The following is a 15,123-nucleotide window of genomic DNA, read 5'->3' on the forward strand; positions in this document are numbered from 1 at the left end:
TCTGCTTTTGATTCTTATTTTCCAGCTTTACTGACTCTGAAAAAATCTACGTCTACGAAGCCTCCGATATTTTTAGTCGCATAATTAAAAACTGCGAATTTCGAACCCATAAAAAATCTCCGGTAATCAAAGATCATTTTGTAATCTTTAGCCATTTCCGTCCAGTTCTTCTGATCAGTACTATAATAAAAGTCTGCAAGATCTTTCCCGAGATTAAAATCGGCATCAATACGAAGGAAAACTCTATCAGAATTAAGAGGAATCCGTTTTTTTTCTTCTTTTTTAACTCCTGTAATGGCTTTTGTCTTATTGTCCAGACTCACTTCGTTGATTGAAAAAACAATGAATTTTTCTTTGCCTTCCTTCACCACTGACAAAATCCCGGAATCCCCGTTGAAGGCACTGAAACCTGTAACATCTCCATCTTTCATTCCTTTAAGATCCATTGCGACAACCGCTGAAGAAGTCGGACCTTCCATCCTCTGGGTCAAAGTGTTGGGTGCCGCGTACAGATTGTCTACTACCCTGCTGGTTTTCAGTCTCAGAAAACCTTTTCTTTCGGATAAAGACCAGGCTTCATTCACCGGATTATGATTCCATTGCCATTGAATTTTCATTTTTTTATCAGAGAACTCATCGCTTTCCACCAGATGATTTTTGGCTTTGAATGGCGGAAGCGGAACCTCTCCTTTCAAAGGAACTTTTCCGTTATCCCCCAACACCGGCCAGTCATTTTCCCATTGTACAGGAAGTAGCAGCGGAACACGTCCCACTCCGTTTCTGTCCTGGAAAATAAGGGAATACCAGTTTCCATTTTTATCATCGATTAAAGCACCCTGGCCAGCATAGGAAAATCCTAAAAAATTATCTTCCAGAATTACTTTTTTCTCATAAGGACCTGTCACTTTATCTGCCCTGTAGACTACCTGACGGCGTTTTCCGTTTTTTGGCCATGATATCATCATCATATAATATTTCCCGTTTCTTTTGATGATCTGATTACCTTCCAGAAGCCCGGTTTCCGAAGCATCTTTCTGAAATACCTCAGTTCCGTCCGGATTTCCGATCACTTCTTTAAAATCAGGACTCAGTCCAAAAACTTTGTTGGAAGTGAAAATGTATATCCTGTCATCATCATCAAAAAACAAAGACGCATCATGAAAATGCCGTGTTCTGGCGATGAGCTTCCATTTCCCTTTTTCGGGATCATCAGTCACATAGAAATACGATTTGAAAGGCTCATCATTCGGGGAAAATAAAACGTAGTAGTTCCCTTTGTGATAGCGGATTGAAGAAGCCCACTGCCCCCTGCCGTAAACGGTTCCGTTCAATAAATCATATTTTGAATTGTCATTCAGAGTATCAAAAACATACCCGGACATTTCCCAATGTACCAGATCTCTGGAATGCATTACCGGAGCTCCCGGCATCAGATGCATAGTGGTGCTGATCAGGTAAAAATCATTTCCGTTTCTGGTAATGGATAAATCCGGTGCATCTGCCCAAATGACGGGATTGATAAACACTGTCCCCGGTTTTCCGGAAGGATTTACCTGGGCTGAAAGAAGATTCAGCCCGATAAACCCCAATAAAGAAACGATATAAGTTTTTTTGATTTTCAAAATGTACTGTAAGTTTGGTTTACTCTTAGTTTTTCAATTTTTAAATACTTAATAGTTGTTACTAAGTATTTTTTCTCTACGGTCAGTAAAAGACAAGATTCTTCATTTCACTTCGTTCACTCAGAATAACAGGTCTTTCATACTACTGCGGTGCAATGTCATTGGAAGAGGTACTGTACAGCCCGATAAGGCTTCCTGTAAAACCTCCTGCTACATCAGTAGAAAGTATATCTCCGGAAACCGATCCTCCCAGGTTTTTATAGCTCTTGCCATCCAGCGAATAATTAAAGCTATACTCATCTTTATCGGCAACCACCTGTAATTTAACCGGTTTGGATAATGAGATCTTCTCACTGGTGATCAGCTTTGATTCCCCTTTTTCTGTTCTTTCCAATACAATATAGAAGTCTTTGTCCTTTTTTGTGATTCCGAAAACATAATTGAATTTTTCACTCTGATAGCAGGTAATTCCCGCCAGCTCTTTTTCGGATTTAGGTTTGAAATCAAGCGTTACCGAGGTTTCAAAATCTTCGTGCTGCAATCTGTGGAATAATGCCGAAACTGGTGCCAACGCTTTGATATTAGTCTCCATAGGATTTACTTTTACGCCATTTTTCGTGGCAGTAATGAAATTTTCACGCGGTCCGCGCATCGCAATCCATCGGAAATCAAGATTTTTATCGGTTAATTTATCGTTATAGGTAAAGTTTCCGTTCGGAAAAAATCCGTTTTGCCCGGTTTGATTCTGAACGCCTTGTGGCATTTTCAATTTTGGCTTCATCGGAACCAGGCCATTTTGAAACACAGGATACGTTCCGCTCCAGTCTACAGGAAGAATGAAAGTTTCACGGCCTTTGGTAACACGGTTATTTACATTCGGACGAATTGCTAAAAATACGCCATACCATTGTCCGTTCGGACCTTCCACCAAATCTGCGTGACCTGCCCAATCCACTTTTTCTTTTCGGTCTCTCGGAAAATATCTTTGCGTAAGAATTGGATTATTTTTAGCGGGAACAAACGGTCCTTTCGGAGAATCTGCCATAAAAATCACTTCGCTATGGTTGCCTCCGGTTCCACCTTCAGCACACATCAGGTAATATTTCCCTTTGTATTTATACAAATGCGGACCTTCAATCCAAATGGGTTTTTGAGAAAGGTCAACTCCACCATTTACAATAATTCTGTCTGAACCTGCGACAACCTGATCTTTTTCCAGATCGTAATCCCACATTTTAATAACACGGTGACCGTTGTATTGTTCGGTTCCTTTTGGTGGCGCATCGTTATGAACAATGTAAGCTTTTCCATCATCATCAAAGAAAATAGCAGGATCAATACCATCAAAATTCAGTTTCTGAACTTCGCTCCATCCTTTTGCCGGATCTTTGGTTTTTACAACCATATTTCCGATACCGCCCGCAATCTGGGTGGTGATCATATAAAAAGTGTCGTTGTGTTTATTATATTTGATATCCGGTGCATAAATTCCATGCGAAACACCTCCCTTTTCCACCTTAAGCTGAGAAGGCCTGTCGAGAACGTGCCCAACCTGCTTCCAATTGACCAAATCTTTGGAAGTGAAAATCGGAACGCCCGGAAACATTGAGAAAGAAGAGTTTACCAGGTAATAATCGTCTCCTTTTTTGGTGATGCTTGGGTCGGGATAACAGCCCTGTAAAATCGGGGAATAGAACTCGTCCGGTTGAAGAGGATTGTCATTGTATATTTTATCATTTCCCTGGTAAGTAAAGTCGGAAAATGTCTGGGCAGAAACAGTCGTCACAGAGAGCAAAGCTGCAGCAGCAAGGACATGGGTTTTATTCCTGAAAAAAGTTAAATTCATTATATTCTGTTTCATTGTTATTCTTTTTATAGTTTTTAATGTTTTATGATTTCTAAGTTTAATTCTAAACGGCTTTCTTACGGTTGATTATTTTGATCAATCCCCAGGCTGTAACATATGATATACCGGCTATGAAAAATATAATGTTATAGCCTCCGTTGATATTTCCTGATTTTTTAAAGGCATCGAGAACGATTCCGATAAAAAGCGGAAAAATAATCCCTGCTGCAGAGCCTAACATACCGCCGAATCCTATCACAGAGCTTACGTAATGGTTAGGCAGCTGATCTCCGACCGTGGTCATAAGATTGGCTCCCCAGCCCTGATGCGCCGCTGTGGCAAGGGCAATGATCAGGGTAATCATCCACATATTGTCTACATATTTTGAGAACATGACCGGAACTACCATAAGGGCAAACAATAGCATGGTAAAGCTTCTGGCTCTTCCAATCGTCCATCCTTTTTTGATGAGAAATGATGAGAGATAGCCTCCGCCAATGCTTCCTATCGTAGTTCCACTGTAAATAATAATCAAAGGAAGGGATGGTTTTGTTAAATCCATTTTGAATACATCCGAGAAATATGCCGGCAGCCAGAACATGAAGAAATACCAGATAGGATCTGTCAACATTTTACCAATGGCAAATGACCATGTTACTTTATATCTGAGTAATTCCGATAAAGGAATTTTGGTTTTCTCTTCTGTTTTTTCATCCTGATCACTTTTGATGTATTGCAGTTCTTCTTTGCTTAGATTTTTTGTTTTTTCCGGAATGGCATAAAATTTCCACCAAAGAACAATCCAAATCAGGCCTACAGCTCCTATCCACACAAAAGTCTGTCTCCAGCCGTAATGTCCGAGAATGAACGGAACCAATAGCGGCGCTAAAATAGCTCCTACCGTAGCTCCTGAATTAAAAATTCCCGTTGCCAGTGCTCTTTCTTTTTTAGGGAACCATTCAGCCACAGATTTGATGGCAGCAGGAAAGTTCCCCGCTTCACTGATGCCCAAGGTACTTCTCGCTATGATAAATCCTACTGTACTTTTGACAAACCCATGTCCTATAGAGGCTAGACTCCATACAATAAGGGAAACGGCATACCCTATTTTGGTTCCTACCCTGTCTATAAATCGTCCCATCGCCATGTAGCCGATAGCGTAAGTCGTGGTAAATGCCATGACGATATAACTATAATCTTTTTCGTCCCAGCTGAATTCTTTTTCCAGCACAGGTTTCAGCAAACCCATTACCTGACGGTCAAGATAATTGATCGTAGTGGCGAGAAAGACAAGGGACAGCATCCACCATCTTATATTGCGGTTTTGAGGAGCCTGCATTTATTTGTGATTAAGTTGTTGCAATAAATTCTTTGTTTTCAGAGTCAGTTCTTCTTCATTAAAGTCCTTTCCGATAAGAGAGCTTCCCAATCCTACCGCTATGGCACCTCTATTGAGCCATTCCGTAATATCTTCAGATTCCGCATGGATTCCTCCGGTGGGCATGAAATTCATTCCCGGGAAAACGGGCTGTATAGATTTGATGTAACTCTTACCTAAAGCGTCTGCCGGAAATATTTTAACCAATGCTAAACCGTTCTGATGTGCAATATTGACATCGGAAGGAGTAAAACAACCCGGGATCAGTAGGACATTTTTTTCAAGAGCATGTTTCACCAATGCTTCACTGATGACCGGTGTAATGATGAAATCTGCTTTTGCATGAGCATAATCATCCATTTCTTTTATGTTTTTCACCGTTCCGATTCCCAGCAGAAGGCCGGGAAATTCTGTATGGGAAATTTCTTTCAGCTTCGTGAAATTTTCCAGAGCCTGATGGCCGCGGTTGGTATATTCTATCACACGGATTCCTGCTTCGTATAAAGCTTTTATTATATTTTTTGAGACTTCAAACGATTCGTTATAAAACAACGGAACGATTTTCTGGTCTTTTATTTTTTGTACTATTTCACTCATAATGTTTCGATATTAATGCTTTCATTAATGGTATCTCCTTTTACAAAAAGCTTTTTAAAAGCAACTTTTGTAGCATCATTCAGGATCTGCTGTTCAGGATTTCCTTTTAAAATTCCATGAATTAAGGCGGCCATGAAAGAATCACCACTTCCTACCCTTTCTTCAATTTTATCTGAATTATATTTTTCTGAAACCAAAAGCTGTTCATCAGTAAATAAGGTGGCAAAATAATTGACCTTTTCTCCATTTGTAAAACGGAAGGTATTGGCTATCTTTTCCACATTCGGGAATTGTTTCTGGATTTGCAAAACCGTTTTTTCTGCCTGTTTCAGAAGGTTTTCATCATCGAAATTTCCGTTAAGCTTATATTCAATGGGAATATTCAGGAACTGCTCAACAGACCAGATATTTCCCATAAGAACGTTGACAAAAGGCATCAGCTCTCTAATTTTATGAGGATTCTGATTCTGCCAAAGTAACGCCCTGTAATTCAGGTCAAGAGAAACCGTAATATTTCTTGTTCCGGCCTCTTTCATGATATGTAAACATTTCCGGAACGCATTGTCACTCAAAGCCGGAGTGATGGTACTGATATGCAGCCATTTTGCCTCTGAAAATATTTCATCATCGCTGAATGTTTCAAAATCCGACTGGGTAAAAACAGACGGAAATCGGTCGTACACCACTGAAGCATTCTGCATATCTCCATCGGAAGACAGATAAAATGTTCCTATCCTTCCTTTATTTTTTTCAGCAAGAATTTCTATTGCTTTATTTTTAAGCTGAAATTCCAATTGATTTCCTACAAAATTCTCCGGTAAAGCAGTTAACAGTTTTACAGAATTCTTCCATTGGGAAAGCGCTGCTGCAACGTTGTATTCAGCTCCGCCAATATACATCTTCAGAGACTGCTCATTCAGCCAGTTTCCTTCGGAATCCGGGGCAAGGTGGAGAAGCAGTTCCCCGAAACATAGTATTTTCGCTGAATCCTTCATGGTATTAGATTTCAAAATAATTTTTTGTATTATGATAACAGATATCCTGAATGATTTTTCCTACCCATTTTTCATCATCGGGAAGAAGACCTCTTTCCATCTCATTTCCGAACAGATTGCATACAAGCCTTCTGAAATAATCATGTCTTGAGAACGACAGCAGGCTTCGGGAATCGGTAAGCATCCCTACAAAAGTGCTGATGAGACCTATATTGGAGAGCGTGTTCATCTGTTTTGTCATCCCGTCAAGCTGATCAAGAAACCACCAGGCTGCTCCAAACTGTACCCTGGATCTGACTCCTCCTTCGTTGAAGTTTCCGGCAAGGGATGCCAGAACTTCATTAAATGCCGGATTCAGATTGTAAATAATGGTTTTGGTCAACTTTCCTTCCGAATTCAGCTCATCCAGCAAAATGCTCATTCTCTGTGCATAATACGATTCTCCAATGGCATCATACCCTGTGTTGGCACCCATTTTCCTAAACATTTCTGAATTGTTGTTTCGGGTTGCCCCTACATGAAACTGCTGTACCCAGCCTTTTTCTGCGTACATTTTGCAAAGCTCTTTCAGCATATAACCGCATAATGCTTCCGGATCGGAAAATGTTGGGAGATTGCCTTTCAGAAATTCGGAGAACTCTTTTTCAAGGCTATGATTCCATTTCGTGGTATCCGGGAAATATTCAAAGCCATGATCGGCTACTTTTGCTCCTGCTTCCACAAAATAGCTGATTCTGGACTGAAGCGCATTCAACAGATCAGAAGCGGATGTTATTAAAAATCCGCAGACTTTTTCAAGCTTTTTAATTCCTGAAAGATAGTGTTCAGGATTCATCATATTGATATAGGCATCAGGGCGGAAAGCCGGAAGAACAGCTGTTTTAAATCCACCGTTTTTTAATGCTTTATGATGAGCCAGATCATCAGCAGGATCATCCGTAGTACACAACGCTTCTACCTTAAAATTTTCAATGATAGATTGTGGTAAAAAACCGGATGTCTGAAGACTTTCATTCATCTGATGATATACGGCATCTGCATTTTCCGGTGACAGGTATTCGCTAATCCCAAAAGGATTTTTGAGTTCCAGATGTGTCCAGTGAAATAGCGGATTACGAAGGGTATAAGGCACTACTTCTGCCCATTTCATGAATTTTTCGTGATCTGAAGTATTTCCGGAAATAAACTGTTCATCAATGCCAAAATTTCTCATGGCTCTCCATTTATAATGGTCACCATTCAGCCAGATACCCGTTGGCGAGCTGAAATTCCGGTTCGCAGAAATAATGTCCGGTTCAAGATGATTATGATAATCGATAACCGGCATGTCTTTAGCATAATCAAAATACAGGTTTTCTGCCTTTGCTGATTCAAGCAAAAACAATTCTCCGAAAACGTTTTTATTTTTAATGGAATTATTCATTATTTATTTTTACAATCCTGGATTTTAATTCTAAACTTGTACAACCACAAAAGTCACAAAAGCCTTATTTTAAAACACTTTTGCCCACCTAAGTAAGTTTAATATGATTCTTCAGAAAAGTTCACATAAGATGAAAATCAAAGATTTTCACAACACTTAGGTGTCTACATTTTAAAAACAAGACCTTGAATGAAACCATTAAGGTCCTGTTCCAATTGTTATATATGAAGAAATTAGTTTTATACTCCGCTGAATGCGCTGAAACCTCCATCGACAGGAATCAGTGCTCCTGTAATAAAACTTGCTGCATCTGAACACAGAAACTGTACAACACCATTCAGTTCCTCTACTTCTCCAAATCTCTGCATGGGTGTTTTGGCGATTACTTTTTTACTTCTATCGGTTAAGCTTCCATCCGGATTCAGAAGGATTGCGCGGTTCTGATCGCCAATGAAGAATCCCGGTGCCACGGCATTAACACGTATTTTATCTCCGAATTTTAATGCAAGGTCAGAGGCCAGCCATTGGGTAAAATTGGTGATTGCCGATTTGGCGGCAGAATATCCGGCCACTCTTGTTATCGCTGAATAAGCTGCCATGGAAGAAATATTAATAATGTTTCCGCTTCCCTGTTCAGCCATTATTTTTCCGAAAACATAGCTTGGATAAACAGTTCCGTTGATATTAAGATCGGTAACTTCTGTCCATCCTTTCATATCCAGATCAAAAAATGACTGTTCGGGAGATAAAGTTGCTGCCGGAATATTTCCACCAGCTATATTGAGCAGAATATCAATGCTTCCATACTTATCTTTTATTTTTACTGAAGCAGCTTCAAGGCTTTCAATATCCATCACATTGGCCTCTACGGCAAATGCATCGCCCCCCAGATCCGTAAGTTCTTTTACCCGGACATCCAGTGTTTTCTGGTTTCTTCCCAATGCCACAACTTTTGCTCCGGCCTCAATAAAACTTTTAGCCAGGCTGCCTCCTAAGACACCTGAAGCCCCTGTAATGACTGCGACTTTATTTTTAACACTAAACAGGTCTTTCATTTTACTTTTTACTATTTTATTACAAACACAGATTAATTTTTTTGTAATTCTGACTGAACTGCCGCCATTACCCCTTCAATCTGTCCCAATGCCAACATCCGTCCTAAAAATGAATAGCCTGGGTTATATCCTTTATCGATATCTTCTGTTAAAAGCCTTCCATGGTCAATTCTCATGGGCAGGTCAGGGGTTTCTTTTTCGAATACACGGATCACTTCAATGAGTTTTCCTCTTCCTCCTAAATGATGAGCCTCGATGAAATCCCCATTTTCAAAGACATCTGTACTTCTCAGGTGAACGAATTTGGTACGATGGGCAAATTTCTGAGCCAGCTTGGGAACATCATTCTGAAGGTTGGCACTTAAAGATCCGGTGCAAAACGTCAATCCATTGTGAGGGTTATCAACAGCATTCAGAATCCAGTCAATGTCTTCTTCATTGGTTACAATTCTCGGCAATCCCAGTAATGAAAACGGCGGATCATCAGGATGCACGCACATCCGGATATTCCATTTTTCACAGACAGGCATTATTTTTTCAAGGAAATATTTCATGTTCTCCCGCAGCTGGCGTTTATCTATACCATCGTACAATGCCAACAGGTTTTTGAAAATGGCCACCGGATTATCATCTCCTTCCTTGATATTTCCGTTCACGAATCCCTGTGTTTTTACAATAATTGAGTCTATCAGATCATTGTTATCCTGTTCTGTTAAGGTATTTTTTAATTCTTCCACTTTCTGAAGGACCTCCGGATTATATTCATTTTCAGCATCTTTCCTTTGAAGAATATGAATTTCGAAGTACGCAAACTTGGCCTTGTCAAAATAAAGTGATGAAGAACCGTCTTCCCATTCATGAAAGAGGTCTGTTCTTGCCCAATCCAGAACAGGCATAAAGTTGTAACAAACTGTTGTAATCCCTGCTTTACCCAGATTTCCAAGGCTTATGATATACTTTTCTATTAAAGAGTCACGGTCTTCACCTCCGTATTTGATCGCTTCGCTCACGGGAAGACTTTCCACAACAGACCAGCGAAGCCCGTGGCTTTCTATATAGTTTTTATAATCAATGATGGCCTCCGGACTCCAGATTTCTCCGTTTGGGATATCATGCAGAGCAGAAACAATTCCTTCTACTCCGATCTGACGGAGCGTGCTGAGTTTTATTTTGTCTTTTTTGCCAAACCAACGCCAGGTTTTTTCCATAATCTTTAAGTTTTAATTCAATTAAACAAAGCAGGTGCTTTCACACCTACTCTGTCTTTGATATGAATGTTAGAATACGATTAATTGTATCCGGGGTTCTGGTATTTAGCCTTAATATCTGCTGATACTTCCATAGCATCAATCTGATTCTGAGGAATCGGTCTCAGATAGTGAAAAGGGCTGATTGTTCTTGTAACTGTTTGCGGTGTATGATCTCCGTAAGAAGCTCCCCCAATCTGGTAGGTAGCCGCATATTCTCCCCATTTCTGTGTACGTACCAGATCATACCATCTGTAAAATTCTCCGTAATATTCACGGGATCTTTCTGCAAGGATATAATCTATGGTAATTACGGATGGTGTGGCAGCGATCATAGCAGCACTGTTATCTGCCACATAAGCGGCATTCTGTGCATTATTGAACTTCCATTTTCCGGCACGGGCACGGATGACATTGATAAGATCTCTGGCAGTCATAGCTCCTGAAGCTCCTTTTACGGCTGCTTCCGCGGCAATAAAATAGAATTCTGAAAATTTTGCAACGCTGAAAGGACGTGTTAATCCTGCATTGGGATATCCTAAACCATTTGGATCATCGGTACGGTAAGTTCCTATTTTCCATAGGCCAGGGTATACAATTCTGCTGATTCCGTTCGGTGCAATTACCCAGTCTGCTCTTCCTGACAGCGTACCTGCTCCCACACCGCTTTGTCCGGCTCCTGTAGGATAAGAAGGGGTCTGGCTGTCATCGTTGAGGAAGCTCAGGATAGCTCCTCCCGGCTGTACAGGCAGGTTATTTGCATTATAAAGCACAGGAACTGTTGTAAGACCTGTTCCGTTCTTGTTCCAGTTTCCTCTGTACGTGGTTACAAAGGTACCATCATAGCGGGAATCGTTGGTTTTATCTGCAAAAGTATTTTTAATAACTCCTAAAGTAGGACACATACGAACCCATGGTCTTCCCAGTGGCTGTGAAGCTTCTCTCTGTACTGAGCTTACAATGTCTGTTCCAAGCCATGCTGTTGTTCTGCTGCTTTTGATGGCAGTGTAATTCCAGGTCTGCATCCAAGCTGCGAAATTATCCGGTGCCCAGCCTGATCCAAATCCTACAGGGTCACTTTCATTATAGTATGTGCTGGATTGTGTATGGTCCGCATAGAGCATAGATTCTGTATTTCTGTCATTGGACCCTACATTGACGTCATAGAAGGTAGGCTGAAGCGCGTACATCCCGGGATTGTTGATTCCTTCCATCGCAATATCATAGGCCTGCTGGAAGTACCATTGGGCATTGTGCCCGTCGGGATCATTTCTTGCTGCTTCAGGATAAGTTGGAATACTGTTGGGATTCTGCAGCCACCACCCATAGGTAAGATAAGCTTTGGCAAGCATAAGTTTTGCTACGTTTTTAGTTACCCCACCAGTCACCCTTGGTGATGAAGGCAGATTCTCTATAGCTTTTCTGAGATCAGCAAAAACAGTTTTTGTGTATACTTCCGGAACGGTATTCCTTACTGAAGTTGTTGACGGAAGAGTGTTATATTTCAATTCTCCTGCACCTAAATCCAGCGGAACCCCTCCATAGGTCTGCACCAGCATGAAATAGTAAAATCCGCGGAAGAAACGGGCTTCAGAAATCATAGATTCTGCAATTCCGAATCCGGGTCCTTTTTCAATAATCCCGTTGGCTGTATTGATATACGGGAACACGGAGTTCCAAACCATGCTCGTAGGAAAAGTATTGGAATTGATAATCCCGTTTCCGGACATATCCAGTTCTTTAAAGTTACCATCTGCACTTTGTGCCCAGGTAGACTCGTCAGTTCCGTTCTGACAGTTACTCATAAAGTACCCATTACCGTACAATAACCGGAGTTGTCTGTATAAAGCGGTAAACCCCTGGTTAACTCCATCCGGTGTATTAAAATAATCAGCTGTGTATATTGATCTTGGCTGCTCATCCAGAATTTCGTTACACCCTGTAAATGTTAAGGATAAAAAGATTGCTCCCAATAGCAGTTTTTTGTTAAAATTTATCATGACAGTACAGTTTTTAAAAGGTTAAGTTAAATCCCATCAAGTAATTTCTTGTGGAAGGGTTATTGGTTCCTATAACAAGCTGCCGGCTTTGATATCCGCTTACCGCCTGATTTTCATTTCCGAAAGAGTTTGGTTCCGGATCCATTCCTGAAAATTTATGATAAGGAGAAAATAATACGACAGGATTGGTTACGGTAAAGTAAATTCTTAAGCCGGTGATTTTCAAATCCTTTAAAAAATCTTTATTAACGTTGTAGCCTAATGTAATGGTACGAAGCTTAAGATAAGAAGCATCAAACATGGCTAAAGTAGAAGAATACTTCGGATTATCGCCACTCAAATGACGTCCTGGACGAGGGAAATGGGCTCCTGTATTATCTTCTGTCCAGTAATCTACATCCACATTATTTCCTCTTCCTGTTAATCTGTTAAGATACCCCGCAGATCCGTAGATGGTACTTACCAGGATTCCTCCGTGCTGGAAAGCTCCTACTGTGCTTAGTTCAAAATTCTTGTAGGCAAAGCGCATATTAAATCCTCCCTGAAATTTCGGGGCTGTGTCGAAGATTTGTCTGTCATCCGGTCCTATTGCTCTTACCGGCGTTCCGTCTGCGTTGTAACCTCCGGTATAAAGGACTTTTATGGATCCTATAACATCCGCAGCAGTTCCCGGCTCCAGAATATTCTGGTAAGGGTCACCAGCCTGCCAAAGGCCTATATATTGATAATCATATAATGAATTGATATTATGCCCCACAAACCATAAGTTATTGATATCCCGTGTTGTTCCGGATGCAAGAGATAAAATTTTGTTTCTGTTGGTATAAAAATTAACTCCGGCCTCCCAGGTAAACCCATCCGGATTATCGAAAATGGCTCCGTTCAAAGAAACTTCCAGTCCTTTATTTTCGGTTTCCGCTACATTGGAAACAATTGATGACCAGCCGCTTGACGGCGGAAGGCTTTTCTGCGTCAACAGGTCAAATGTATGAGTTTTGTAATATTCCACGCTTCCTGTGATGCGGTTGTTCAAGATTCCGAAATCTACCCCGTAATTTTGTGTTTTTGAGTATTCCCATCCTAAATTCGGGTTAGGTGGTTGATTTCCGTATATTCCGGCACTTCCGGCGCTTCCAAAATTGTAAGGAGCTACATTAAATCTTCCCATAGTAGAGTATGGATCTACCGCCTGATTGGAAGTCTGCCCCCATCCAGCCCTGAATTTAAGAAGGTTAATAGCTTTGATATTCTGCATGAAGGATTCGTTGGTAACATTCCATCCTAATGATAATGCCGGATAGGTGTGCCATTTATTCCCCGGGGCCAGCCTGGAGGATCCATCGGCACGAAGTGTTGCTGTAACCATATACTTGTTATCATAAGTATACATGACTCTTCCCATTCCAGACAGCAAACCGGTTTTCCAATAGGTCTGGTCTTCAGGCCGTACTGTAATATCTGCCTGAGGTGACTGTCCCAGGTTATAATACTGGAAAAAGTCTGCAGGAACATTCTTTGCGCTCATGTATGAGCTTGTAAACTTATTTACCTCCGCGGAATATAATCCCACCGCATTAATCTTATGCTTGCCAAATGTACGATCATAGGTTAACAGGTTTTCCAATACCCAATGATAAGTCTGGTTATTCCCTCTTCCTGCAGCTGAGGGCCCCAGAGGATTGGTGTTAAATACCCCTACACCGGAATAGTTCCCGCTGTTTGAAGTACGGAAATCCAAACCAACATTTAACCTGTACTTCAATCCTTTGACAGGAAGGCTGACCTCCCCGTACAGATTGTTATAGGATGCAAAAGACTTGGTTTCATCAACATATTTGTCTCCCAGGTCTTTTAAGCTTCTTCTTGTGTAAATCCATGTCTGATCAATACCACCTGCCGTACTCATTACTCTTTTAGGGCTTCCGTCCGGATTATAGGGATCAGCAATGGGAGAATATCCCAGAACCGCTCCCGGATTTACGCCATTGCCCTCTGATATGGAATGGTTTGTATTGGTTGTAAAACCGAACTTAAAGATGGCACCTACCTGCTGGTCAATAGCCATTCGTAGGGCAAATCTTTCATAACTTTGAATAGGAACTAATGCATTTTGTTTGAAATATGACAGTCCAACATTATAATTGCCACCTTCTGTTCCGCCTGAAACACCGATATCGTGGCTGGTCATCATCGCCGGTTTATAGTACAGGCTCTGCCAGTCTGTATTGACATTGTTATTTTCATCAGCCCCGTTTGAATATAAAGGGGTTGTATTTCCCGCTGGAATTGCATAAGCACGCAGCTGTGAAAACTTAGGCCCGTCCATCATAGGATATTTTGAAAACAAAGTCTGAACCCCGGTAAAGGTATTGTAGGTAAATCTCGGCTTCTGTCCTTTTGTTCCCCTGTTGGTCGTAACGAGAATTACCCCGTTTGCTCCTCTGGACCCGTAGATGGCTGTAGCAGAAGCATCTTTCAGGATATCGATACTTTTGATATCACTGGTGCTTATATCTCCCAGTGAGCCTACAAAAGGAATACCATCCAATACAATCAATGGGTTATTATCCCCTGTCAGGGATCTTGTTCCCCTGATACGGATCTGCATTGCAGCACCCGGTTTTGTGGAGGTTTGTGAAATATCAACACCTGCCGTTCTTCCCTGTAATGACTGGGTAATATTGGCAGAAGGCACTTCACGCAGCGCATCTCCTTTTACAGTAGCTACAGAACCCGTCACAGCTTCTTTTCTCTGGGTTCCATATCCTATCACAACAACTTCATCTATTTTATTTTCTTTAGCTACTGTATCTTTTTTAACCTGTGAATATGCTATGCCGGAAGGCAATAAAGTCATTGCAAAAAATAATGCCGCTCTATTGCTTTTATTGAAGTAAAATCGGTTCATAATTATTATTTTTATATTGGTTGTTGAATAAAAGGCTGGTTAATAATTATAG

Annotated in this window: 10 protein-coding genes; all 10 read right to left on the reverse strand. The window is 41.0% G+C overall.

The features are described from left to right. Positions 1 to 14: 14 nt before the first annotated feature. The 10 genes from AOB46_RS00895 to AOB46_RS00940 all read right to left on the reverse strand — a co-directional run bounded on the left by AOB46_RS00895 (position 15) and on the right by AOB46_RS00940 (position 15,071). Positions 15 to 1,622 carry a glycoside hydrolase 43 family protein gene (locus AOB46_RS00895; RefSeq protein ID WP_062696166.1) on the reverse strand — a complete coding sequence of 536 codons (1,608 nt, stop codon included), beginning with the start codon at positions 1,620 to 1,622 and terminating at the stop codon, positions 15 to 17. 142 nt (positions 1,623 to 1,764) lie between these two features. Next, complete coding sequence (locus tag AOB46_RS00900; RefSeq protein WP_062696167.1) at positions 1,765 to 3,483, reverse strand: glycoside hydrolase family 43 protein; 1,719 nt, start codon at positions 3,481 to 3,483, stop codon at positions 1,765 to 1,767. A 49-nt stretch (positions 3,484 to 3,532) separates the two neighbouring features. After that, on the reverse strand, positions 3,533 to 4,807 hold the full coding sequence (locus AOB46_RS00905) for an MFS transporter (protein ID WP_062696168.1): 1,275 nt from the start codon (positions 4,805 to 4,807) through the stop codon (positions 3,533 to 3,535). Continuing rightward, positions 4,808 to 5,443, reverse strand: coding sequence for a bifunctional 4-hydroxy-2-oxoglutarate aldolase/2-dehydro-3-deoxy-phosphogluconate aldolase (locus AOB46_RS00910; protein WP_062696169.1), 636 nt, complete (start codon positions 5,441 to 5,443; stop codon positions 4,808 to 4,810). Further along, positions 5,440 to 6,438 carry a sugar kinase gene (locus AOB46_RS00915; RefSeq protein WP_062696766.1) on the reverse strand — a complete coding sequence of 333 codons (999 nt, stop codon included), beginning with the start codon at positions 6,436 to 6,438 and terminating at the stop codon, positions 5,440 to 5,442. Before AOB46_RS00915 ends, AOB46_RS00910 begins: the two co-directional genes overlap by 4 nt. A gap of 4 nt (positions 6,439 to 6,442) precedes the next feature. Further along, positions 6,443 to 7,861: a glucuronate isomerase gene (uxaC, locus tag AOB46_RS00920; protein WP_062696170.1), complete on the reverse strand. Its 1,419-nt coding sequence runs from the start codon at positions 7,859 to 7,861 to the stop codon at positions 6,443 to 6,445. Positions 7,862 to 8,100: 239 nt separating this feature from the next. Then, positions 8,101 to 8,916 (reverse strand): SDR family oxidoreductase, encoded by an 816-nt coding sequence (locus AOB46_RS00925; protein WP_062696171.1) that lies wholly within the window; start codon positions 8,914 to 8,916, stop codon positions 8,101 to 8,103. A gap of 32 nt (positions 8,917 to 8,948) precedes the next feature. After that, complete coding sequence (gene uxuA / locus AOB46_RS00930; protein WP_062696172.1) at positions 8,949 to 10,124, reverse strand: mannonate dehydratase; 1,176 nt, start codon at positions 10,122 to 10,124, stop codon at positions 8,949 to 8,951. 80 nt (positions 10,125 to 10,204) lie between these two features. Beyond that, positions 10,205 to 12,163, reverse strand: coding sequence for a RagB/SusD family nutrient uptake outer membrane protein (locus AOB46_RS00935; RefSeq protein WP_062696173.1), 1,959 nt, complete (start codon positions 12,161 to 12,163; stop codon positions 10,205 to 10,207). Positions 12,164 to 12,176: 13 nt separating this feature from the next. Further along, positions 12,177 to 15,071 (reverse strand): SusC/RagA family TonB-linked outer membrane protein, encoded by a 2,895-nt coding sequence (locus AOB46_RS00940; protein ID WP_062696174.1) that lies wholly within the window; start codon positions 15,069 to 15,071, stop codon positions 12,177 to 12,179. Between the last annotated feature and the right edge of the window lie 52 nt (positions 15,072 to 15,123).

The organism is Chryseobacterium indologenes, from assembly GCF_001295265.1.
GTDB lineage: Bacteria > Bacteroidota > Bacteroidia > Flavobacteriales > Weeksellaceae > Chryseobacterium > Chryseobacterium indologenes_A.